Origin of the sequence: Peribacillus sp. NPDC101481, from assembly GCF_044767165.1 — a bacterium.
Taxonomy (GTDB): Bacteria; Bacillota; Bacilli; order Bacillales; family DSM-1321; genus Peribacillus.
Genome location: NZ_JBIWNJ010000001.1, coordinates 20,322 through 42,669 on the forward strand (window position 1 = coordinate 20,322; position 22,348 = coordinate 42,669).

The following is a 22,348-nucleotide window of genomic DNA, read 5'->3' on the forward strand; positions in this document are numbered from 1 at the left end:
ATCATTTAAACTTATCCGGAAACTGCTTTACAACTCCCGCAGAGATAGTATCCGCCATTAGGATTATATGTGTGACCCCTTCGTCAATTGAAACGATTCTTCCGTTCCAATTTTTTGCTAAGCTTGCAGTTAAATCATTTGTCACTAATTTCAAATGCATATAAAGCAAATTTTTTAGATCTTCATTTTTCAAATAGGGGTTGGCACCGCTAAGGAAAGCTGCTATTTCATCAGCATTTCTATACCATTCTTTATTTAGCTGTTTCACCAAGACCTCATTTCCGCTTTTAGCCGCATCTACAATCTTTCCCGCAATAACAATATGCTCCTTAAGCAAATCCGTAAGTTTGTTCCCAGCTTTCTCTCCGTATACTGGCTTTATAGCATTTCCAATATCCTCCTGATTTTTCAGAAGCCTGGCCAATACCTGTTTTTGATCCTCCGCTCCAGCTGTCGTTGCACTTGTAATGTAATTACTTGTCCACAATACATGATCAATCCAAAGTTTCCTGAATTCATTTGCGAACTTTACCTCAGATTGACTAACACTTTGCACCTGCGGTTTAGCGTATGCACTGGTTGTTCCAGACACCATGTTTAGAGGAAATAAAAAAATGAAACCCATCAACAATAATTTTTTCATAACACCATCTCCTTCCAAAGTTTAAAAACACCTTTTTATTATTGATATATGGGATTTTAATATTCATGATAATGATTCTACTTACCCTATTAAACGGTAAATTGGACTTGGATGAGCTCACATCGTCCTATGTAAGCTGTTTTTCTATAAAAGTATTAATACACGGACACTACAACGTCGCAATTTGCACTTAAAATATGATGAATTAATGTTTAAATTAATTGAAACTTCAAGAATAAGGTGCCAAGAAATAGTGGATTTAATATGGGAGCAAGTTAATATAGAAAATCAAACGAATTTTATTTAGAGTAAAAGGGGAATTAGACTCCCCCTTCTTCTCAATATCTTAATGTCTTTTTGATTGATTCTGTCACTTGGAACTTCCTATAAAAGATAATTTTGTTCTAGTACTTCATTAATTTTTTCTTTATTGATATTTGTAATCTGCCTGTTAAAGCTATTTACTACATGCTTGATATAGGAGAGTTTGAACAGAATGGCTCTCTTATTCATTGATGAATTCTAGAATTCATTCATGGTTTTTTGCCCCTCGACATGCCTTCCTGGACAAAATTGCAGCAGCAAAAAAAATCCCAGCTGGAAGCATAGGATCTTTTTTAACTTAAATATAATTAAAGTTTGTTCTCTACCGGATGAACTGGCGCTTCCTCTATACTACTGTCGTCAGCAGACTTTTTAGACCAGTAAGTCGCGAGAATTGGTCCGGATATGTTGTGCCATGCAGCAGCCAGGACACTTGGAAGTGCCGCCAGAGGACCGAAATGTGCAGTAGCAAGCGCAACGCCCAACCCTGAGTTCTGCATGCCTACCTCAATCGAAATTGCTCTTCTATTCACTTCATCAAGTCCAAGCACTTTCGCTGCTAAGTAACCGAACAGCAGCCCAAATCCGTTGTGAAGCATTACGGCAGTGAAAATCAGGAACCCGGATGCAGCAATGCTAGTTGCATTGCCTGAGACTACTGCACTTACAATCGTAATGATAGCTGCTACCGAAATAAGCGGTAAAACGGTTAAGCTTTTTTCAACTATTACAGGGAAAAACCGCTTAATGGCCAAACCTAAAACAATCGGAAGAAGGATGACTTGGATAATGGACTTAAACATATCAAAAAAATCAACAGGCATCCATTGTCCTGCGAGCAAAAGCAGAAGCAGTGGCGTCATGATTGGAGCCAGTAAAGTTGATACCGAAGTCATAGCTATCGACAAAGGTACATTGCCTTTTGCCAGATAAACCATAACGTTAGAGGCTGTTCCGCCTGGTACACAGCCGAGCAAAACCAGTCCTGCAGCTAATTCTGCTGGTAAATTCATGAGTTTCGCAATAAGGAATGCCACAGATGGCATGATGATAAACTGGGCGCAAACCCCAATTATCACGGGCAGTGGTTTAGTAATGATGATTTTAAAATCAACGGCCTTCAATGTAAGCCCCATACCAAACATTACAACGCCAAGCAATATTGTAATATATCCCCCCAATCCCAAAAATGGCCCTGGAAAAATAAAGGCAATGACGGAAATTAAGATAACCCAGACAGCAAAATATTTGCCTGCTAATGCACTGAATGCTTCCAATACTTTCATTTCATCACACTCTTTCTTGCATGAATATTTTACTAGGATTTAATAAATTATCTGGATCAAGGGCTTCTTTAATTTTTTCCATCACAAACAGAGAGTTCCCATGTTCTTTTTCCTGATATTTTTGTTTACCGACCCCAACTCCATGTTCACCAGTGCATGTTCCCTTACGCTCAAGGGCATATAGGACAATTTGTTCATTTAGCTGTTCAGCTCTTTTAAATTCTTCCTGATTTTTGTTATCGATCATTAAGAGCACGTGATAGTTCCCATCGCCTACATGGCCGACGATCCCACCGGTAAGGCCTAGTAAATCAACAGCTTCCCTTGCATGGTGAATTGCACCAGATAGCTCTGAAATCGGAAGGCAGACATCAGTCACCATCAGTTTCTTTCCAGGATTGCCTTGAATATAAGCATAGGCAAGATTATGGCGAGCTTCCCATAGGCGGTTCCTGGCAGCATTATCTGTCTCAAATTCAATATCGAGACAATTATGTTCTGCTACTATTTCTTTAGTGAACTCTACATCTTGCTTCAAACCTGCTTCATTACCATGAAACTCCAAAAATAGTGTAGGCGCTTCGTTATAGCTTGTATCACTATAGAGGTTAACCTGCTTCATTGATGGTTCATCGACAAGCTCCACCCTTGCGATTGGAACACCTGACTGCAAAATGGAAACAACAGCTTCTACCGCATTGGTCAATTCCGGAAATGATGCTCTTGCCGCCATAACGTGTTCAGGAATTCCGTAAACTCTCAACGTCAATTCCGTAAAGCAGCCTAGCGTTCCCTCAGATCCAACAAAAAGACCGTTTAGATGGTAACCAGATGACGATTTAGCGGCCAAATTGCCAGTATGAATAATGGAACCATCTGCAAGAACCACTTCAAGATCGCGGACTTGGTCACGCATCACACCATATTTAACTGATGTCGTTCCACTGGCATTTGTTGCAGCCATTCCGCCAAGAGTTGCATCAGCACCCGGATCCACTGAAAAAAACAAACCGTATTTTTTCAGTTCTTTGTTTAGTTGCGATCGCGTTACGCCAGGCTGAACCTTAACGAGAAAATCGTTTTCACGCACTTCAAGGATTTTATTCATTAGTGAAAAATCAATGGTTATGCCTTGATGGTAAGGTATGACATGCCCCTCGAGGCTTGATCCCAAACCAAAAGGAACCATCGGGATTTTGAACATATTTGCTAATTTCACTATTTCACTTACTTGCTGTGTTGTTTCTGGAAATACAACAATATCAGGAAGACTTACAGCATGATATGACTCATCTCTTCCGTGTAATTCTCTCACAGTCTGGTTTTCTGTCACTTGATTTTCCGAAAGAACTTCCTTTAAAGCTTTTATCAAATTTACACTAGCCGCTTCCATTCAATTCTCCTTCTTTCTGCTATAACCTCTATTTTTGTCCTATCAAAAGTTTTGGTCGCTCCATACCAAGAATTAGTATTGTATTAATAAATGGTTTCCCCCTCCTTACTAACTTAAATTGATATCGCTTCCATTTATGAATGGTTCGACATGGACCATTCTTTATCATTACATAATTGGTCTAACCAATTTTCATTATACTAAATTTTTTGACTTTTTCAACAATTATCCTTTTATTAGAATTCTCCATGCACAAATGCTTATAATGTTAGTGATTATAGATGGTTCCCCACCCGTATTAGCAAAATGAAATCACCTGGAATTGCCAAATGAACGAGAATGACTGAAACTATATCTATTATTGGTCTAACCAATTTTAATGTTTGATTTTTTAAAATAATTATTTGTTTTGTTATAAAATTGCGCTTCCCCTTGATTCATAAAAGAATGCTTGTTAAAATTATTCGACTATTAGTCGTACCAACATGATTTTAGGGTTGATGTTGAAGGATGTGAAGGAAGTAATGGATTCTATACCAGTTAAATCCCCAAAAGTGTACGAAATCATCTTCAATCAAATTAGGGAATCTTTTATTAGCGGTGAATTGAAACCAGGAGATAAATTACCCCCTGAACGGGAGTTGTCCAACCGTTTTAAAGTGAGTCGAACATCAATCAGAGAGGCCCTTCGAGTATTGGAAATTAACGGAGTCATTGAGGTCAGACCAGGTGATGGGACATTCATCAGAAAATCTGATGTTCAGTCACTGATCGAACAGCTATCCACCTCAATCATCAAAGCTGAAGACAACATGGTCTATGAAATGCTTGAAGTCCGTCGAGTAATTGAAACCGAATGTGCTTTTCTTGCTGCACAGAGAGCAAACTCTCTTGATTTACAAAATATCCTTAAAGCTCTAGAAGAAATGGCACGGTCGGAACATGATGAAGAATTAGGTTTGCGAGCAGATTTACATTTCCACTATAGTATCGCACAAGCCACAAACAATTCCATATTTGCTGGATTGGTCCATACCCTTAGTGATCAAATGAAAGATACTATCCGTGCCACCAGGCGACATCGTTTCGCAAAACCGGGTCATTTTCAAGAAACGCTTCAAGAACATAAAGAAATCTACCATTCTATCGCACTAAAAGAAGCGGACAAAGCCAAGCAATTAATGGATGCCCATATCCTTCGCATTAGAGAACAGATGGCCACGGCTACACTTGAAAGCATTGGAGATGACGCCAAAATTGCTGCTTATCAAAATGAAAAAGACCATCAACGTAATGCTGAAGGTGATAAATAAGCGTCCGCTCGCGATATAACTAACCAGAACATGGAGGTATACCTGATCTTTTTAGGTGACCAATTAAATTTGACATTAAAAAAGCGCCTTTCTCAGAGGGCGCTAAGCTGGTTTTATTATAGTTAAAAAATTGATCCCCTATATAAGTAAATGTTGTTTTTATCCTTTTGACATAGTGTAGTAATCAACGTTACATTCTTTTAGTGCATCATCAATCAATATAAGCTGATCATTAATCATTGATAAGTAGGAAATATGATACTCATTAATTTGTTCCTTTAACTCCAACAGCAGCGTTTTGTCCCTAAGTACAAGGTAAATCTCGTCTGGATGTAACATATCACTTCTCCTTTTAGTCAAGATATTACCTTTTACCCAAATTATTACAAACATTAACTTTTAGATGTTTTGTACCATATTTAACAAAGGATATTTAGCTGGAGTTGGGCAATAAGTTTTTTATTGGAAACCTGTCGTATATTAGTCTTTAACGTCGAATATGCCCCCTTCTTACTTTATTGTGTTAGACTTAATAGATAAAACCATATTTTCTTGGGTTTAATTGACTTTTCTTAGTCACACATGTATTAGGAAAGGAGTGCATTAAATGGAGAAAATCAGCGTTTTTCTGGATGACTATCGGAAAGCACCCGATGGCTATGTGTTAGTCGAGACTATTGACGAATGTATAGAGCTATTGCAAAACTTTGAAATTGAACATCTCTCTTTGGACCATGACTTATTAAATAAAACCAGGAATGGTTTTATGCTTGTTCAAAAGATGGTCAAAGAAAAACTATTTGCCAATCGCATTACTATTCACTCTGCCAATTCAGTTGGCGGTAAAGCAATGTACAACTGTTTAAAGCAAGCACAACTGAATTTAACTATGCCCCCTGCCATTATTGTATCCTTACGACCATTGCCCCTCAAATTCTTCCCGTCAAAGGTACTGCAGCATTATATAGATATACGATAAACTCTTCTAAAACTCAATCTCAATGTTTCATATTGATTTTATTAAATCTGTCAGTAGGGGTAGGTAAGCTTTCCAAATAACAATATCTTAGAAGGAATGCCAAGTCCTCCCTAATAAAATAAGACCTTTAATGGCAGCAACTTTATTTTATAAGTTGTTGCTATTTATCATGATGGAGTTCACTCTAGTAGATAGATTACTAGTACATGCATACAACAAGTTTCCTGCAGTTTACGCCTATCGCCGCAAACATTTTTATGTATTTGGGAAAGGGAAAAACATTCACCCTCTCCCCTCGCTTGAAATAATCACAACAAGGGATTCGTTATAATCCGTTCCAACACTAATATTACTTTTGAGCTGGTGAGGTTTTTCACAGTTTGTGACTAGTTTTTTTCATTTCGGATTATGCGGACAGACTGCTCTGCCATATACTCCGCTCCTCTGGAAACATTATATACGACTGCGTATTCAGCACCTAAATATTGTAGAATATTTTGTATCTCATGAAATGGATTCTTTTTTCCGCAAGTATAAATATCAATGGCAGCATAATTCTTCTCTGGCCATGTATGAATGGACATATGTGAGGTGGATAGTATTAGCGTTCCTGTAACACCATATGGTTCAAATTTATGAAAGCTGCGATTCAAGACAATCATTTCCAATCGCTCTGCTGTATGATTCAATTGTTTTTCTAGTTCCTTTGCGTCATCAAGAATACTAGATTTACAGTTAAACGCATCAATAATGACATGGAATCCTTTAGTTTCCAATGTTTGTTCCCCCTTCTCTATCAATCAATGGGCCCAAATCACTTAAATCCATAAGTGTGGCACACTCCATTACTATTTAATAATTACAGTTTATGCATGTATGAGTGATTGCGATTGGACAACCTTTTTAAAAATCCGCAAAATCACAAATAATTAAGTCATTTATTTACTTACGGGAGTATGTATAACATTTGGAGATATCTTTAAAATTATACAAAAATATCGCCAACATAATAAATAAAAGTTGGCGAATCCCTAAAATAGATTTCAATAATCCATTTCCTGCTGATAAAAGCGATGAAGTGTGAGTTGATCAAGTGTATTTACTTCGGCATTGATACGCCCATAAAGGTGATAATTCTTAAATTGAAACAAAGAAGATAAATCTTTTGGAAGAGTTCCATAGGGGACATTAATTGATAGTTTATCCATGCGTTTCGTCCTGAATTCCTTTGCAGCTATATGAAAGCCCCAGTCACCAAAAGATGGAACGATTGTGTGGTAACTCATGACATCGAACCCAACACTCCCGATTGTCTGTCCTATACTCCAATAAACGAGCGGGGCATCATCCGGTGAATTGGATTGACAGACGAGTACGCCTTCATCTGCAAGGAAACTGTATAGATGGCTAAAAAGCTCTTTTGTGTATAATTTGGCTAAGATTTCATTTGCTGGGTCCGGGAAATCCACAATGATCACATTATATTTGCGAGTATTTGACGAAACGTATTTCTGGGCGTCCTGGATATGAACTTTTACACGTTTATCAAGGAATGATCCCTCGTTAAGCTTTACAATCTTGCGAACACTCTTTGCCACTTTAATGATTTCCGAATCGATATCAACAAGATCAACACGTTTGACATCACTGTACTTGAGGACTTCTCGAAGGGCTAGTCCATCTCCTCCCCCTAAAATTAAGACGCGTTTCCGTTTTTTAGACAGAGCCATCGCAGGATGAACGAGTGCCTCATGATAGATGCGTTCATCCAATGATGAGAACTGCAGTTGTTCATTGAGATACATTCTTATATCTTTAGCTTCCACTACATTGATATCCTGATATTTGCTAATCCTTTCATGAAGGACTTTATGCTTGAGTGCCTTAATTTCCCTGAGACCAATTTGGTCCCAGATATCTCCGCCGTTAAACGTTCGGCTTTCGTCTTGCATCCCATTCTTATTATTCATTTTAATCTCCTCTTTATCTTTGATGTAATGTCTCCGTTAAGGCTAGTATATGAAGGCCCTTGCTAGAACGTTTGCACAATTGTCCCATTAATTTTATTGGGAGAAAGTTACTGTTCATGAATCTTAATATAATGACTCACTTGGGATATCAGTAGTGCAGATAGAAGGAATCCTTAATAAAATAGATCACTACCGGTTCAGAATCTAACAGGGAGTGATCTATTTTGGTCCAAAAGCCATAAGTGTTGATTTAAGTCATGATTTCACTTCATTAAAATTTCAGCAGGTCTCCTTTATGCGCTTCGAGCATTTCATCCAGTATTTTTTGGCAATGGTGTCTGATGGTACTATAGGATTTATGGTCATCGCCACTAAAGCTTTATGATAATCTCCTGTGACAGCTTCAGCAGCGATCCTTTCAAAAGAATTAATTTGCTGGACCAATCTTGGACTGCTACTGGCAGATCGCCAATGCTGATTTGTCTTGGCCCTTCTTTGGTGACCAGATTCATTGGCTGATTCATCTGGAATACTCGCTATCGCCCCGTAATTGCGTATATTGACTGGCTGAATACCCGCTTATCATTGTAAATCGAATTGATGAGACTGCAGGCCGCTTCGCTGTAATACGCTCCACCGCGCTTTTCTAGTTGAGCCGGTTTAACATTAAGTTCAGGATCTCTATACAATTCAAATAGGTCCATTTTCAGTTGTTGAATGACCTCAGTCTGCGTCCCATTTATTGCTGAAGATTCCTTTTCTTCGATAACGGCCTTTGAATAGCCAAATGTTGCGTAATACTCGTAAAATACAAAAAAAGCAATTCACATGAAGTGTAATTGCTTTTTTTAGAAATATATGTTCGTGCTTCATCCACTCACACGGTGGATTATTAATTTTTTTCGCTTAGTTTAATCAGATCTGACATTACTTGTTTTTTACGATGGATAAAATCGTAATGGTGCTAATAATGCAAAGCGTGCCAAGCCACTCGGCAAAGCCGAAGGTTACATTCAGCCAGAAAACGGATATTAAGGTTGCGGATAATGGTTCAACCGAAGCAAATAAACTTACCTCAGCAGCCGAGATGAATTTGGTACTTTCCAAATAAAAATAAAAAGCAATGATCGTACCAAAAATGATGATGAATAAAACCGCTGAAAATGAAGGTAACGTCCAATTGCCTTCAAATGCCCATGGGGGATGGATGATGCTAAAGCATATGCCTCCAATCAACATGCCCCATCCCACAACAATCATCGCTCCCCATCTAGAAAGGAGTTTATAAGGCTGCAATGTATAGAATGCCAATGCAAAGGCTGATGTTACTCCCCAAAATACTGCCCACCCGGAAATGGATAATGTACGTATGCTTCCTCCCGTCACAAGCAAAAAGGTGCCTAAAATCGCTATGATCACAGCTACACTCACTGTAATGCTTGGAAAACGTTTGGAGCGAATGGCTAAATAACAAGTGATCAGGGCCGGTGCCAAATATTGAAGGACAGTGGCAGTGGCTGCGTTGCCATGTTCAATCGCTGCAAAATATGTGTATTGAACAGCGAGCATTCCCAGAATAGCAAAAAGGATAATATGAAGCGCCTCTTTTTTGGTTTTCCAAATCTCAAAAACTTTCAGCCTTTCATTCTTATAAGCGACACCCAATAAGATGATTCCAGATAGCAACAAGCGTACAACAGTGAGCCACTCAGGACTGAAACCTTGCTGCTGAAACAGATATTGAGCTGCCGTCCCTGATACTCCCCATAACGCAGCGCCAGTCAGTACTAGTGCAATCCCTTTGTTTCTTGAAGGTGATATAGCAACTAAAGTATCATTACTCATTTTTTTCTACCCCGCTTTTTACACGTTCCGTATGGGCTTGAATTCTTAAATAACTTTCTTTCCAATTCTTTTCTATCACCTTAAGCACCATAGTGAGATTTCCATTCCTTAATGCCTGTATAATCTGATCATGCTCATCAACGGAAAGGTGAACATCACTTACCTGATTGAAATAAAAAAGTTCCATTCGTATAAGTTTTTGTTTAAGTCCCGATAGAATCCGCTTCAATTCATCATTTGTAGAAAGATTGATGTAAATGGAATGAAAGTCATTATCTTTCTGAACGGCGACTATTTGATTTCCTTCGTCGATTGCTTTTTTCACTTCATGATTGATGGCTTCCATTTCTATTAAGTGTTTTTCTTCAATGAAATCAAAAGCCTGTTCCATAGCCAGCTTTTCCAGTGTCCAAACAATGGAGTATATGTCTAATACCCCATCGAATCTAATAGGGGAAACAATAGTTGAACGGCTCGGCTTGGTCTCGACAAATCCCTCATCCTCAAGCCTTAATAGTGCTTCTCTTATTGGGGTTCTGCTTACTCCCAGCTGCTCGGCTAATTCTTTATCGCGTAATTGCTGGCCTGGCGTTAGGATTCCCTGCACAATCCAATCCCGCAAGATCATGTATGCTTCTTCACGTACAGAAGTACGTTTTATTTTTTGAGATGAATTTGTATGCTTCAACGGCTATACCTCCTTAAAATACAGATATATAATATGCAATATATCACATATTGCGTGCCGTAGAAAGAAATTATAAGAAATTTGAATCTTTGATCCTTTCTTAAAACATCAAGCACATTTTCACATGATAAAAGGGAATCCTTCCATAGTAAAAACATTTCTTTTGGAATGATGAAAGTAATCCTTCTACCATGAGCCCTCGAGCTTTAAGATTTACAACGATTCACTGAAAAATAGTTCTATTTTTCTGTATATCCATAATATGTATTTTTAAATTCTTAGAACACTAGACTGAGACTTACGGCATTTTAGTTTAATGCTCCTGGAACTCACAAAGATTAGATAGTTATCGCAAATGAAATGGATACTTCTTCAACTTACTGACCATGTCATGTGAAATTCGGTGTTTCTAAAAAAATGTCTTGAAAATGTCTTGGTGTTGACCGCACTCATTACATGAATATTCTATTTCCAATGCATCTTCAGTTACTGTATGAACTGTCTCTTTTTTACAAGTTTCACAAAATCTCTTTTCGGATATTTCTTTCATTTATCATTCACACTCCGTTTTATCATCAATTTTTGTAGCCTTGTTAATATTATTTTGCGAATATATAACAGAAAAAATACCTTTTTCCTGAAGTACCTCACAAAAGGAGGTAAAGAACTCAGTGAAAAAGGTACTCAAATTGTTAATTTAACCTTGGATTCCAATACATCAAAGCTGCATGAAACGGATATTCGTATTCGAAAACTCCCTCTTTTTCCACCACATATTTATTTAGGACCGTTTTTACTTCATCATAAGAAAAATGATCATCAAGAATTTTTGTTGTATTATCTCGGATCACTTCTTCAAAGGTGGAATAGATTTTTTTACTTTTCAATTTAACGATCTTACAGTCCGCCAGTATTCCAAGTTGATACAAAACATTCAAGATGTGTATGTAATCCCGTTTTCTTAAATTGATCGTATATCCTCGTTGCTTCAATTCCATATAATGAGGTTTTTCTGGTCCGGTTGTCATACCTACTATCACTAATCGAGCTGCAGAATCATTCATTTTTAATAAGGTTTGACCGATTTCTGTCATACGGTAATAACAGTTAAAACCAAATACAACATCATATTTGACCTTTTTGGTCTCACTTTCCCACTTATCATGAATCAACTCCATGTTTTCGAAACCTTTTTCGTTCGCCTGGGATTCCAAAAAATTAATAATGCTTTTGGAACTATCTATACAAGTTAGCGTCCTGACTTCTTTTGCAATTTCAAATGTATAATTACCCCATCCAGATCCGATTTCCAATACATGATCATCCTGTTTTAATAATGCCAATAACTCTTGCTGCACAAGTTTTGCATAAGGGTCCGCTTTATGTTGTTTTTTCGCTGCAACCTTGGAAGCCCAAAAAGCTTCTTCTGCAGCATCATCCTTTAGCCTGTTAGGTATGTTTCCTGTATGATCCGCCATCGCCTGTTTCCAAAGTTCAATATAATCTGTCATCTTTTCTCCCCTGAATTCGTATGATTTATCGGTTTTCAAATTAAAGCAAACAGCCAAATACTTCCTCTTTTAAATATATTAGCATACTATAGCTAAAACTTTGTTTTACACATAAGAAAAAGGAGCAAAAACTTTGCTTCCTTTTTCAATAATTGCTTATTTGTTTATACTTTTATCTTTTCGATAAAGCTGACCACGTATTTTCAAGCCATTTATCAAAGTCAGCTCCTTTTTCACCCTCATATGTATCATATATATCCATTCTCATCTTCTGGAGTTTCTCTTTGAATTCAGTATATGTGTGATTTTCTGGTAAACTCTTCTTGATCCTGACTAAGATTTTGGTCAAACCTTTAACCAACTCGCCTTTTTTCCTTGCTGGCAATTGAACATTTTCACCTAAACTTTTCAATTGACGGTAGGCGGCCTCTTGAACTTTATATACAGAATCATTACTCATGATATTTGTGAGAATGTCGATTACTTGTTTATTTTTTGACTGACCTAATTCTTCGATCGCATCTAAACGTTCTCTCCAATTAGATTTGCGATTGGCAGATTTTTTTAATTCCTCATAGTTGGCAGGTAACTCGATACCCTTTGTTTCTTTGTTGTTCAAATGAATCATTTCTCCTTCTGTCTTAGTAATCCGGATATCAAAAATGTTAATCCGATACTACAATAATCCCATTACCAGGAATGGTTTATTACATTCCTTATTATACCCTTTTCTATATTTTAATATAGTTAAATTTGTTATTCATCTGTTGTAACCTCAATCAGTCGGGTGCCGGGGGTGTGATGCTTTGCTTCTACAAACTTACCTGCACCTATAGCTCAATAAGTAGCTTCAACAGTAAAAGGCATAAATCCTACCTGGATTCATGCCCCTATAGTTGACTATGAAGTATGCAGATATTAAAAGCACAAATCTAGTCCACGTAATGTTTTTTATAATCTGGATGGATAGAAAACTTTTTACGTAAATCGGCGAGGTTTTCACCAAAACTTTCTTCTAATAGTTCTCTATGCTTCTCCATGATTTCCATCAGATACAAATCATGGATCATAACTTCTGTAATGGGCATCACTAATCCTACATGCATGGTCCATGCTGCACGGCTATCTTTGCCAAGCGAAACAATGCCTGCTACTACTTCTGAGTCATCTCCACTGATAACAAGCCATCGTCCGCCATACTCTTCTGTAATTGCATAGCCCATATAATGGAGGTAAACATTAGCAAAATCACAGACGATTTCCCCATAGGCAATAATTGTTACATTGACTCCTTTATTTGCTGCCTGTCTCAGTTCATACTCTAATTCTTCGAATTCATCTTCCCATATCTCTAAAAGTATTCTTTTTTTAGCAGATAATATACAAGCTTTTACCTTATCGAGTATTTCATTGCGTCCCATGATATTCCATATATTTTCACGGTCATTTGCAGAACGTTCAAACTCCGCTAATGATTTTTCTGCCCGTTCAAAATTCTCTTCTGCTTTTATCCGACGGTTTTTTATTAGCTCCTTTGCAGGTACAGGCGTATATTGAGGTGTGTTTCCAGGACTAACCAGAATATCTCCTCTTATTGCAAGACTGTCCAGAATTTCATATATTCTTGAACGTGGTACACCGGAGTTTTTTGCGACTGCATAGCCTGTTAATGGCGATTCTTCCAATAAGGTAAGATATGCTTTCGCTTCATATTCGGTAAAATTTAGATTTTTTAATGTTTCTAAAATGTTTTCTTTCATAATCCCTCCAAAACAACCTTAGTCGCTACCTTTGTAACTAATATTTTAACAAAATCTGTTGACGCTTTCCATTTTCATCTAATATACTTACATAAGTAGTTACTTAAGTAGCAACTAATAAGAAGTAAGGGAGAAATAGTATGGATAGCTTACTTACATACATATCAATTGTTGCAATGATGGTTATTATACCAGGAGCAGATACTATGCTCTTAGTGAAAAACACGCTTAGCCATGGTACCAAAGCGGGACGGTATACGGTTCTCGGAATGGCAACGGGACTTTCTTTTTGGACGCTTATTGCAATTCTTGGACTATCTGTTGTGATTGCAAAGTCTGTGATTCTTTTCAGTGCAATCAAATATTTGGGAGCTGCCTATTTAATTTATTTAGGAATAAAAAGTTTTTTTGCTAAAAGCGTCTTTTCTTTAAAGGAAATTCAAGCACAAGCAAATACACCTGCAAAGCATTCAAATCGACATAATAAAGATTCCTTTATGCAAGCTTTACTTAATAATATTCTTAATCCAAAGACCGTTTTAGTTTATATTACAATCATGCCGCAATTTATCAATTTGAATGGAAATGTAAACCAGCAATTGATTATATTAGCTTTCATATTAACCTTACTCGCTGTATTGTGGTTTCTATTTCTTGTTTATCTAATTGATTATGCAAAAAAATGGATGAACAACTCCAAATTCCAAAAAGCATTCCAAAAATCAACAGGCTTAATATTAATTGGTTTTGGTATAAAAACAGGAATTTAATTTCATTTACCAACACATCTTCTTTGATTCCATCCGTTCAGAAAATTGAACGGTTTTTTTATAAGTATGTAACGTACAGCTAACATACTGTAAACTAACCTGCACCGATAGTTTTAAAGAAAAAGCTTCCTTAAAATCCTCCATCCGTATATATGGCGCTGCAATATTGATCTGCAAAGATATTTTTCGCCTTACATCATCAATGGAGAATGATCAAGTTCCTAACATAAAAACGTCAGTATTTTCTCATAAGAGAAGAAAATACTGACGGGTAATCCCTACTATGAAGTTTAAGCATCCTGTCAATCCAAGCCACAAGCCTTGGCAAGTATTTCAACAAGGTGCATACTTTTCATTTGGTTCGCCGCTCCCTCCCTCTGGATGCCAATGCTCATTTGCATTTGGCATCCAGGATTAACCGTCACTACGGTTGTTGCTTTGGTTTCTTTTAAGTTCTTCATTTTCTCATCAAGAATTTTCATGGATTCATCAAAGTGGAGAAGATTGTAAATACCTCCTGATGCACAGCAGCGGTCAAACCCTTCCATTTCCACATAGGAAACCCTTGGTATGGATTGCAATAATAAACGAGGTTCCTTTTGGACCTTTTGAACATTGCGTAAATGACATGAATCTTGATAAGATACGATGCCTTGCCATTCTTCAGTAAAGGGAAGCGGCCCCAATTGATGAAGAACTTGACTGATATCTTTTGATTTTTCCGAAAAAGCCCTTGCCGCCCCAGCCCATTCGTGATCATCTGACAATAGATGTCCATATTCAAGAAGCGAGGCGCCGCAGCCTCCTGCGTTATTTACAATGACATCCGCATCTGTTTTCATGAAGGCCTGGATATTCCTCTTTGCCAACGCTTTCGCTTGTTTTATTTCACCTTGATGGGAATGCAGGGCTCCGCAGCAATTCTGATTTTCAGGGAGAATGACCTCACAACCCACTAAGGTGAGCAACTCAATGGTAAGGCGGTTTATTCGTGACATCATGGAATCCATGATACACCCATTAAAAAAAGCCACCTTTAATTTCGTTTCCCCTTTTGCTGGCATTATCATACCTGTCCGGATTCGTTTGGAGGACGGCTCGATGGCTGGAAGTGCTTGTTCTAAATGTGCAAGGGCAGGGGAAACCTTTTGCAGTACATTTGTTGAACGGATAAGCTTGGATAAGCCTGTTTTTTGATAGAGATGTACTGCACTTCCAATCCTATTCATTCGTTTTGGATATGGAAAAAGATGAACCAATGCCATTTTTTTGATCTTGGTCATATTATTTTTTTGGTTTGCTGATGGGGAGTTTTCAATGGCTTCTTTTGCCGCTTCCAGTATATGTCCGTATGGCACTCCGACAGGACATGCTGTTTCACAAGCACGACAGCCCAAGCATAGGTCGATCGGTTCAGCTAAATCTTTTTGGAAATCTATTTTTCCTTCGGCTGCCATTTTCACTAGATTGATTCGACCGCGTGGAGAGGCGGATTCAACACCCATTGATTCATATGTAGGACATGCTGGTAAACAGTAACCGCATTTAACGCATTGGTTTGTCCAATCATAGGCATTAGAATATAAATTTTGGAGCGCTGCATTTGTCTCGTTCGCTTTGACAGGTAGATTCATGTAACCAACACGACCCTTGTCTGGCCTTTATCAGGAAAAATCTTACCTGGATTCAGGATATTATTGGGATCCCATGCTTCTTTTATTTTTTTCATCATATTCACCCCTGTTATTCCTAATTCCATTTCCATATATGGTGACTTTAAAGTACCGATGCCATGTTCCCCGGAAAGGGTTCCGCCTAGTTCGATTGCTGCTTCAAAAATTTCACTGACTGCAAGCTCCACTTTTTTCATTTCCGTAATATTTCGTTTATCAGTAATGATGTTAGGATGTAAATTGCCATCCCCTGCATGGCCGAATACAACCAAGTTCAACCCGTATTTCTCCCGGATCTTGTTTAATCTCTCCATCATCGCCGGTATTTGACTGCGTGGAACGGTCGCGTCTTCAGAAATTTTTGTAGGACCCATTTGTGTAATGGCCGGGGAGACCAATTTACGCGCACTCCAAATCGTTTGTCGTTCCTCCTCTGTCTCCGCTATCTTGACATAGGAAGCACCTTCCGCCCTGCATATATTGGCGCATTTATTGATTTCTTCCTCAATCGCCAATGGGTGACCATCTATTTCTATGATCAAAATGGCTTCTGCCTGAAGAGGCAAACCGGAAGGCCGATAGCTTTCAACTGCACGGATGCAAGCATTATCCATCAATTCCAGTGCAGATGGTAGAATTCCTGACGATAAAATGCTGGTAATGGCATGGCCAGAGTCTATCAAATGATTGAAATGGGCGACAAATGTTTGTTTAGATTGAGGTTTTGGTATTAAGCGGATGATTGCCTCAGTAACGATGCCCAAAGTACCTTCCGATCCCACGATCAATCGGGTCAAATCATACCCTGTTACATTTTTTACGGTCTTTCCGCCAGTACGAATGATTTCTCCCGTCGGGGTTACCACCTCCAGGCCTATCACATATTCTTTTGTCGTTCCGTATTTCAATCCCTTTGGCCCGCTGGAGTTTTCTAATAGATTCCCGCCTATAGTGGCTACATTGGAGCTGCTTGGATCCGGCGGGTAGAACAAGCCGGCTTCTTCAGCCTTTTTATGAATATTTGCCGTAATTACACCTGGAGAGACAATGGCAAGCATATTTTCCCGATCAATGATCAATTTATCCCGTAAAAGGGTCATATCAAGAACCATCCCCCCTTTAACAGGTAAAGGGCCGCCACTTAGCGAAGTTCCAGATCCTCTAGGGTAAACAGGTATTTTGTGAGTATTAGCCAATTTAACCACTTTACTGATTTCCTCCGCATTTTTTGGCTGTATAACGATTTCAGGTAAATATTCCCCAAAAGAAGCGTCATAGCTATAACAATACCTTACTGCCAAATCAAGGAACATTCTGTCACCTGGTATTACCTGACTAAGATCGTCCAAGGCTTCTTTCTCCATGCTTTTCACTTCCTTTCTTAATACTAAGTTGGAAAAGAACTATTTATATGTAATATAATGGGATTTTATGATCCTGCTAGATATAATGATGAAAAAAGGAGGTTATTTTTTTGAAAATTGCATTGATTCACGCAACCACAACTGCACTAAAACCAATTGAAGTGGCCTTTCGGACAGTTGCTCCGAACATTGAACTCCTTCATTTCATGGACACGGGTCTTCTCCCCTTGATGGAAAAGAGCGGCAAGTTAACTCCGGAAATCACCCGCCGCTTTTCTTCATTAGTGAATATAGCCTATGGGTCTGACGTTTCATGCATCCAACTTACTTGCTCCGCCTTTAATGACATCACTGCAATTTTACAACCTCTATATCCTGTAAAGTTATTTCGTTCAGATGAAGCCATGCTTGATGAAGCACTTCGCTACACTAGCATCGGCCTGGTTTCAACCGTAAAAGAAACACCGATTGCCCTTCAAAATTACTTATTAAATAAGAATCCGGACTGTATGATCGAGTCATTGGTCGATCCAGGGATCATCCATTTATTATCACAAGGAAAAAGAAAGGAACATGACGATCGGGTTAAAAAGATGGTGGAACAATTGGATGGAAAGACAGAAGTGATTTTGCTTTCACAATATAGTATGGAACATATTGCAAAGCAGGTTAATCCTTCTGTTCCTGTCCTAACGGCCCCTCTATTGGCTGCCAAAAGGTGTTTCGATCATTTGAATGGAACGTACAGTTGAGTTTTCTTCGAAAAAAATCAGAGCTTAGCAAGCATGATCGTTTGTCACATCTTATATATCGTTTTTAACCGTTTGTATGATGGGAACCGCCAAAAACTTTCCCGACACCTTGAATTTTTTCAAGAATTACGATTAGAAGGACTGATATGAAAATAACCACGCTTGACACGGATGCAACGATTGGATTGTAGGCATCCTGCATTTGCGAGAAAATCTCGATCGGCAGCGTTCTCATTTCCGGTGATACCATAAAGAGAGAGACCGTTACATTATCAAATGATGTCAAAAATGCGAATAATCCCCCTGAGATGGCCGCGGATCCAATTAGCGGCAGAGTCACTTTCATGAATACTGTTAATGGATTCGCTCCTAGAATGGCAGCAGCCCGTTCGAGATTGTAATCAAATCCACTTAAACCGGTTAAGACGAGCCGCATAACATAAGGTATGCAAATGACGATATGGGCAATTAAAAATCCCGTAGACGTACCGGCAAGCATCATTGGTGTAAAGTACATTAAAAGTGCAATCCCTAAGACTAATTGCGGCACACTTAATGGTGAAGTTAATAGGGCCGTAATATACGATTTTCCAGGTATATCATACTTTGCGATGCCAAGGGCACCCAAAGTGCCGAATATGACGGAGAAAAGGGCAGCTAATGCTGCGAACTTCGCACTGTTCAAAAATGCTTCCAAAAATTCAGGACGCTCCAAGATCTTGGCATACCATTGAAGTGAGAAGCCTTCAGCCGGAAAACTTGGATAATTGGCACTTGTAAAAGAAGCGGGAATAACGACAATGAGCGGTATCAAGATATAGATAATGGCCAACACGGCAACAGCAATCCGCAGGCCGCCAAACGTTTTCATCATCGGAATACCTCCTTGAATTTCCCTTTTTCAAACGCTCTGGTAAAGACCGCTACTGATATGACAGTGGTTGCTAATAGAATATAAGAAAGTGCAGATCCGAAAGTCCAATGCAGCAGGTTATTTATTTGATCATAGATGACAACAGGCATCACTGGCACATTGGCTCCCCCCATCAGTGCAGGGGTTACATAAGCACTCATTGACAAACTGAATACGAGAATGCAGCCAGATACGATACCAGGGATACTTAGCGGCAATGTAATCGAAAAGAACCTTCTGAATGGGCTTGCCCCAAGTATGGCTCCTGCCTTATCGAGAGAAGGATCGATATTATAAAGACTCGCAACGATGGATAAGATCATGAAAGGAAGATATGCATTGGAAAGCCCGATCACAACTCCGATTTCCGAAAACAATAGTTTCAATGGTGCATCTATTATGCCAAGGGCCATCAAGGTTTGATTAATCGTTCCGTTAGGCAATAGCAGGAGGTACCAGCCAAAATTACGGACAACAATACTTACCAAGAGCGGTGACACGATCAAGAGAGTGATATACCCTCTGACCCGCGCTGAACTTTTGGCCATCGTCAAGGCTACCGGATATCCAAGAAATAAAGCAACCAAGACCGAATATAAACTGATCTTCACTGTCAGCCATAAAGAAGATAAGTAATAGCTATCGGAAAATAATTGTGTATAGTTTTTCAGGCTATAAACTGCCTCCGCTCCTCCCAGATTATCTGTGGATATGAAGCTTAAATATAAAATGTATAACATCGGGATGACAAAGAAACCGAATATGAAAAGTAGAATAGGCGTTAAAAGGAGTAATCCTGGCACCCATACTTTCCTTTTCTTGATTTTAGGTTTCTTTTGCGGCTCAATAGGATTCGTATCCTTTTCTATTTCTTGACTAGCATAACTTCTGATGGGCTCCATCCAATCAACACCTCACTTCCATTTTGCCATGATGAATCGAAAGCGGAAGCTAATACTTGAATACTTTTCCCCTGTAATAGAACATTGATTTCCCATGAGGTACCAAGATAATTAATTTGGCTGATCTTAGCACGATGGAAATCCAAAGGAGATGTAGATTTTTCATCAAGAGAAACAATTTGCAGTTTTTCTGGTCTAATATAAAGCTTCACCTCATCCCCGGTTTTCAAATCACTATCATTTCCCATGATGTTATTTGCATCAACATGAGTGATATCAGGCCCTATCTTGACTGAAACTTTCCGCTTATCCACAGCAGACACATTCCCTTCAAAACAATTCGATTTCCCGATGAATTGAAAGACGAATTCTGTCTTAGGATGATTGTAAATCTCAGTCGGTGTACTGATTTGTTCAATTTTCCCTGCATTCATGACCACGACCCGATCAGACATGGAAAGAGCTTCTTCTTGATCATGAGTCACAAAAATGGTCGTTACGCCAATTTCCTTTTGTAAACGCTTTATCTCGGCCCTGAGTTCATGGCGCAGCTTTGCATCAAGGTTTGAAAGCGGTTCGTCAAGCAAAAGGAGCTCCGGTTCCACTACAAGTGCCCTGGATATCGCAACACGCTGACGCTGCCCTCCAGATAATTCCCGTGGATAACGATTTTCCAATCCTGACATTTTCACTAATTCAAGCGCTTTACTTATTTTCTTTTTTTGTTCAGCTTTACCGACCTTGCGCAGCTTCAAGCCAAAACTAAGATTTTCATAGACAGTCATATGAGGAAAAAGCGAATAAGTTTGAAAAACCATTCCTAAATCTCGCTTATAAGGCGGAACCTTCGTAACATTATTGCCCTTAATATGAACCTCGCCCCGATCTGCATCGAGGAACCCTGCAATGAGGTTCAAGGTTGTTGACTTTCCGCAACCGGAAGGCCCAAGAAGAGTGAGTAACTCTCCTTGTTTCACCTCCAGGTCAATGCCATTTAGGACAACATTCGCTCCAAATTGTTTAAACGCGCCTTTTATCTCTACATCATTTTTATTTGAACCGAACCCCTGAACTGCCTCCAGGTGCTGCCTATTAATTTCCACATCTTTTTTTAATACTTCCATGTGATCAACACGCTCCTTTTATTTGAGTTTTTTCCCTAATTCAGGAGTAACCTCTTTCGCCCATCTGTCTGACACCTCGGCACGGATTTCGGCAAATTTGGCGAAATCAGGTTTGAATGTTTTATCACTTGCTTCAAGACCGATTGACTCTTCATATTTCTCTGGGATTTTCATGCCTTCTACCGTCGGATAAAATCCTTTTTCGGAAATTAATGCTTGAGCTTCTTCACTGATTACATAGTTGATGAATTCAAGGGCTTCTTTGCTATTAGGCGTATTTTTCACTAGACCTGCGCTGAAGGCTTGAAGCGGCACGCCTTCTTTAGGCACGGCCATCTTAATCGGAATGCCTGAAACGGCTAGTTCACCTATGGAATAACTTCCCATGACCGTTACGTCAGCAGCTCCTTGTTGGATTGCTGGCATCATTTGCGTTGAGTTTTTATAAAATGTATTGGAATACGCTGCAAGATCTTTAGCCTTTTCTAGACCTGGCTCCATATCTTCCGTACTGCCGCCGTTTGATATCGCCAGACCATTAAGGGTATTGAAGCCCCAATCATTCGTAATATCTGAAAATGCCGTTTTACCCTCGTACTCAGGAGAGACAAGATCATTCCAGGATTCAATTGATTTTAACCCTTTCTTTTTGAAGGTTTCCGTATTATAAGCTGGTGCAATGACTAAACCGAATGCTGGCGCGGCCGCCTTTTCAACCGGAATGAAACGCGGGTCCACCGATTTCATATTGGGAACATTGGACTCATCAATTGGTACGATCAGTTCCTTCTCCTGAGCGCGAATTACATCAACCGGTACAAAAAGGGCAACATCTATTTGCGGAGCGTTTTTCTGTAATTCCACTTTGGATAGGATTTCACCTGATAAACCGGAAATATAATTAACAGTGATTCCCGTTTCTTCTTTGAACTTTGGTGCAATCACATCTCGGATGGCACTTTCAATGACACCGCCATTACCGGCTATCGTAATTTTCTTCTCTCCTTTTTCCCCTGCACTTGTTTGTACGGATTCCCCCGGTTTTTGAGGAGTGGGGTTACCACAACCCGCAAGAGCGATCAATACTATTATCGATAATAGACTCATCAGTTTTTTCATTGTCATTACCTCCCGTTTT

General features: G+C 38.9%; 23 protein-coding genes. 4 read left to right on the forward strand and 19 right to left on the reverse strand.

Annotation, left to right across the window (positions count from 1 at the left end):
* Position 1 precedes the first annotated feature (1 nt).
* From ACIROD_RS00085 to ACIROD_RS00095, 3 genes are all read right to left on the reverse strand, one after another.
* Complete coding sequence (locus ACIROD_RS00085; protein WP_402937023.1) at positions 2 to 643, reverse strand: glycosyltransferase; 642 nt, start codon at positions 641 to 643, stop codon at positions 2 to 4.
* A 632-nt stretch (positions 644 to 1,275) separates the two neighbouring features.
* Positions 1,276 to 2,253, reverse strand: a complete 978-nt coding sequence (locus ACIROD_RS00090) for a bile acid:sodium symporter family protein (RefSeq protein WP_402937025.1) — start codon at positions 2,251 to 2,253, stop codon at positions 1,276 to 1,278.
* A gap of 4 nt (positions 2,254 to 2,257) precedes the next feature.
* Positions 2,258 to 3,646, reverse strand: coding sequence for an FAD-binding oxidoreductase (locus ACIROD_RS00095; RefSeq protein WP_402937027.1), 1,389 nt, complete (start codon positions 3,644 to 3,646; stop codon positions 2,258 to 2,260).
* Positions 3,647 to 4,170: 524 nt separating this feature from the next.
* On the opposite strand from ACIROD_RS00095, the gene ACIROD_RS00100 reads away from it, so the two are divergent.
* Positions 4,171 to 4,959 carry a FadR/GntR family transcriptional regulator gene (locus ACIROD_RS00100; RefSeq protein WP_230175957.1) on the forward strand — a complete coding sequence of 263 codons (789 nt, stop codon included), beginning with the start codon at positions 4,171 to 4,173 and terminating at the stop codon, positions 4,957 to 4,959.
* A 159-nt stretch (positions 4,960 to 5,118) separates the two neighbouring features.
* Here ACIROD_RS00100 and ACIROD_RS00105 read toward each other — a convergent pair whose 3' ends face one another.
* Positions 5,119 to 5,298: a hypothetical protein gene (locus tag ACIROD_RS00105; RefSeq protein ID WP_260357679.1), complete on the reverse strand. Its 180-nt coding sequence runs from the start codon at positions 5,296 to 5,298 to the stop codon at positions 5,119 to 5,121.
* 268 nt (positions 5,299 to 5,566) lie between these two features.
* Between ACIROD_RS00105 and ACIROD_RS00110 the strand changes: the two genes are divergently transcribed.
* The gene (locus tag ACIROD_RS00110; protein WP_260357680.1) at positions 5,567 to 5,938 is read left to right on the forward strand and encodes a cyclic-phosphate processing receiver domain-containing protein; all 372 of its coding nucleotides are present in this window, start codon (positions 5,567 to 5,569) and stop codon (positions 5,936 to 5,938) included.
* Positions 5,939 to 6,324: 386 nt separating this feature from the next.
* Here the strand turns inward: ACIROD_RS00110 and speD are convergent, their stop codons facing one another.
* From speD to ACIROD_RS00150, 9 genes are all read right to left on the reverse strand, one after another.
* Complete coding sequence (gene speD, locus ACIROD_RS00115) at positions 6,325 to 6,714, reverse strand: adenosylmethionine decarboxylase (protein WP_157830986.1); 390 nt, start codon at positions 6,712 to 6,714, stop codon at positions 6,325 to 6,327.
* 267 nt (positions 6,715 to 6,981) lie between these two features.
* Positions 6,982 to 7,908 carry a spermine/spermidine synthase domain-containing protein gene (locus ACIROD_RS00120; RefSeq protein ID WP_402937031.1) on the reverse strand — a complete coding sequence of 309 codons (927 nt, stop codon included), beginning with the start codon at positions 7,906 to 7,908 and terminating at the stop codon, positions 6,982 to 6,984.
* 279 nt (positions 7,909 to 8,187) lie between these two features.
* Positions 8,188 to 8,481 carry a family 4 glycosyl hydrolase gene (locus tag ACIROD_RS26180; protein WP_483878374.1) on the reverse strand — a complete coding sequence of 98 codons (294 nt, stop codon included), beginning with the start codon at positions 8,479 to 8,481 and terminating at the stop codon, positions 8,188 to 8,190.
* On the reverse strand, positions 8,445 to 8,732 hold the full coding sequence (locus ACIROD_RS26185; protein ID WP_483878375.1) for a family 4 glycosyl hydrolase: 288 nt from the start codon (positions 8,730 to 8,732) through the stop codon (positions 8,445 to 8,447). The genes ACIROD_RS26180 and ACIROD_RS26185 overlap by 37 nt, the downstream gene beginning before the upstream one ends.
* A gap of 103 nt (positions 8,733 to 8,835) precedes the next feature.
* Positions 8,836 to 9,753, reverse strand: a complete 918-nt coding sequence (locus ACIROD_RS00130; RefSeq protein ID WP_402937033.1) for a DMT family transporter — start codon at positions 9,751 to 9,753, stop codon at positions 8,836 to 8,838.
* Positions 9,746 to 10,441 (reverse strand): GntR family transcriptional regulator, encoded by a 696-nt coding sequence (locus ACIROD_RS00135; protein ID WP_260357683.1) that lies wholly within the window; start codon positions 10,439 to 10,441, stop codon positions 9,746 to 9,748. Before ACIROD_RS00135 ends, ACIROD_RS00130 begins: the two co-directional genes overlap by 8 nt.
* 692 nt (positions 10,442 to 11,133) lie before the next feature.
* Entirely contained in the window at positions 11,134 to 11,952 is an 819-nt protein-coding gene (locus ACIROD_RS00140) for a class I SAM-dependent methyltransferase (protein WP_260357684.1), read from the reverse strand.
* A gap of 172 nt (positions 11,953 to 12,124) precedes the next feature.
* Entirely contained in the window at positions 12,125 to 12,580 is a 456-nt protein-coding gene (locus ACIROD_RS00145) for a HEAT repeat domain-containing protein (RefSeq protein WP_101222175.1), read from the reverse strand.
* A 304-nt stretch (positions 12,581 to 12,884) separates the two neighbouring features.
* The gene (locus ACIROD_RS00150; protein ID WP_101222176.1) at positions 12,885 to 13,712 is read right to left on the reverse strand and encodes a TrmB family transcriptional regulator; all 828 of its coding nucleotides are present in this window, start codon (positions 13,710 to 13,712) and stop codon (positions 12,885 to 12,887) included.
* 140 nt (positions 13,713 to 13,852) lie between these two features.
* Here ACIROD_RS00150 and ACIROD_RS00155 point away from each other — a divergent pair, with 140 nt between their 5' ends.
* Positions 13,853 to 14,482, forward strand: a complete 630-nt coding sequence (locus ACIROD_RS00155; RefSeq protein WP_101222177.1) for a homoserine/threonine efflux transporter — start codon at positions 13,853 to 13,855, stop codon at positions 14,480 to 14,482.
* 302 nt (positions 14,483 to 14,784) lie between these two features.
* Here the strand turns inward: ACIROD_RS00155 and ACIROD_RS00160 are convergent, their stop codons facing one another.
* The gene (locus ACIROD_RS00160; RefSeq protein WP_402937037.1) at positions 14,785 to 16,116 is read right to left on the reverse strand and encodes a (Fe-S)-binding protein; all 1,332 of its coding nucleotides are present in this window, start codon (positions 16,114 to 16,116) and stop codon (positions 14,785 to 14,787) included.
* On the reverse strand, positions 16,113 to 17,519 hold the full coding sequence (locus ACIROD_RS00165; protein WP_402937039.1) for an FAD-binding oxidoreductase: 1,407 nt from the start codon (positions 17,517 to 17,519) through the stop codon (positions 16,113 to 16,115). Before ACIROD_RS00165 ends, ACIROD_RS00160 begins: the two co-directional genes overlap by 4 nt.
* Positions 17,520 to 17,629: 110 nt before the next feature.
* Between ACIROD_RS00165 and ACIROD_RS00170 the strand changes: the two genes are divergently transcribed.
* Positions 17,630 to 18,271 (forward strand): hypothetical protein, encoded by a 642-nt coding sequence (locus tag ACIROD_RS00170; protein WP_101222180.1) that lies wholly within the window; start codon positions 17,630 to 17,632, stop codon positions 18,269 to 18,271.
* A gap of 64 nt (positions 18,272 to 18,335) precedes the next feature.
* Here the strand turns inward: ACIROD_RS00170 and ACIROD_RS00175 are convergent, their stop codons facing one another.
* Genes ACIROD_RS00175 through ACIROD_RS00190 form a run of 4 tightly spaced genes read right to left on the reverse strand, consistent with a single transcriptional unit; the run spans position 18,336 to position 22,329 of the window.
* Positions 18,336 to 19,142 (reverse strand): ABC transporter permease, encoded by an 807-nt coding sequence (locus ACIROD_RS00175; protein ID WP_094246734.1) that lies wholly within the window; start codon positions 19,140 to 19,142, stop codon positions 18,336 to 18,338.
* The gene (locus ACIROD_RS00180) at positions 19,142 to 20,086 is read right to left on the reverse strand and encodes an ABC transporter permease (protein ID WP_260357687.1); all 945 of its coding nucleotides are present in this window, start codon (positions 20,084 to 20,086) and stop codon (positions 19,142 to 19,144) included. Before ACIROD_RS00180 ends, ACIROD_RS00175 begins: the two co-directional genes overlap by 1 nt.
* A complete protein-coding gene (locus ACIROD_RS00185; protein WP_402937042.1) occupies positions 20,050 to 21,210 on the reverse strand; it encodes an ABC transporter ATP-binding protein in 1,161 nt (386 codons plus the stop codon). Before ACIROD_RS00185 ends, ACIROD_RS00180 begins: the two co-directional genes overlap by 37 nt.
* A gap of 18 nt (positions 21,211 to 21,228) precedes the next feature.
* The gene (locus ACIROD_RS00190; protein WP_101222183.1) at positions 21,229 to 22,329 is read right to left on the reverse strand and encodes an ABC transporter substrate-binding protein; all 1,101 of its coding nucleotides are present in this window, start codon (positions 22,327 to 22,329) and stop codon (positions 21,229 to 21,231) included.
* Positions 22,330 to 22,348 lie beyond the last annotated feature (19 nt).

Excerpts from the sequence above, each read along its gene's own strand:
- ACIROD_RS00105 (WP_260357679.1), bottom strand. The coding sequence starts at position 5,298 with ATGTTACATCCAGACGAGATTTACCTTGTACTTAGGGACAAAACGCTG.
- ACIROD_RS00190 (WP_101222183.1), bottom strand. The coding sequence starts at position 22,329 with ATGAAAAAACTGATGAGTCTATTATCGATAATAGTATTGATCGCTCTT.
- ACIROD_RS00100 (WP_230175957.1), top strand. The coding sequence starts at position 4,171 with ATGGATTCTATACCAGTTAAATCCCCAAAAGTGTACGAAATCATCTTC.
- ACIROD_RS00185 (WP_402937042.1), bottom strand. The coding sequence starts at position 21,210 with ATGGAAGTATTAAAAAAAGATGTGGAAATTAATAGGCAGCACCTGGAG.
- ACIROD_RS00180 (WP_260357687.1), bottom strand. The coding sequence starts at position 20,086 with ATGGAGCCCATCAGAAGTTATGCTAGTCAAGAAATAGAAAAGGATACG.
- ACIROD_RS00130 (WP_402937033.1), bottom strand. The coding sequence starts at position 9,753 with ATGAGTAATGATACTTTAGTTGCTATATCACCTTCAAGAAACAAAGGG.
- ACIROD_RS00140 (WP_260357684.1), bottom strand. The coding sequence starts at position 11,952 with ATGACAGATTATATTGAACTTTGGAAACAGGCGATGGCGGATCATACA.
- ACIROD_RS00155 (WP_101222177.1), top strand. The coding sequence starts at position 13,853 with ATGGATAGCTTACTTACATACATATCAATTGTTGCAATGATGGTTATT.
- ACIROD_RS00095 (WP_402937027.1), bottom strand. The coding sequence starts at position 3,646 with ATGGAAGCGGCTAGTGTAAATTTGATAAAAGCTTTAAAGGAAGTTCTT.
- ACIROD_RS00120 (WP_402937031.1), bottom strand. The coding sequence starts at position 7,908 with ATGAATAATAAGAATGGGATGCAAGACGAAAGCCGAACGTTTAACGGC.
- ACIROD_RS00175 (WP_094246734.1), bottom strand. The coding sequence starts at position 19,142 with ATGAAAACGTTTGGCGGCCTGCGGATTGCTGTTGCCGTGTTGGCCATT.
- ACIROD_RS00090 (WP_402937025.1), bottom strand. The coding sequence starts at position 2,253 with ATGAAAGTATTGGAAGCATTCAGTGCATTAGCAGGCAAATATTTTGCT.
- ACIROD_RS00145 (WP_101222175.1), bottom strand. The coding sequence starts at position 12,580 with ATGATTCATTTGAACAACAAAGAAACAAAGGGTATCGAGTTACCTGCC.
- ACIROD_RS00160 (WP_402937037.1), bottom strand. The coding sequence starts at position 16,116 with ATGAATCTACCTGTCAAAGCGAACGAGACAAATGCAGCGCTCCAAAAT.
- ACIROD_RS00110 (WP_260357680.1), top strand. The coding sequence starts at position 5,567 with ATGGAGAAAATCAGCGTTTTTCTGGATGACTATCGGAAAGCACCCGAT.
- ACIROD_RS00150 (WP_101222176.1), bottom strand. The coding sequence starts at position 13,712 with ATGAAAGAAAACATTTTAGAAACATTAAAAAATCTAAATTTTACCGAA.
- ACIROD_RS00165 (WP_402937039.1), bottom strand. The coding sequence starts at position 17,519 with ATGGAGAAAGAAGCCTTGGACGATCTTAGTCAGGTAATACCAGGTGAC.
- ACIROD_RS00085 (WP_402937023.1), bottom strand. The coding sequence starts at position 643 with ATGAAAAAATTATTGTTGATGGGTTTCATTTTTTTATTTCCTCTAAAC.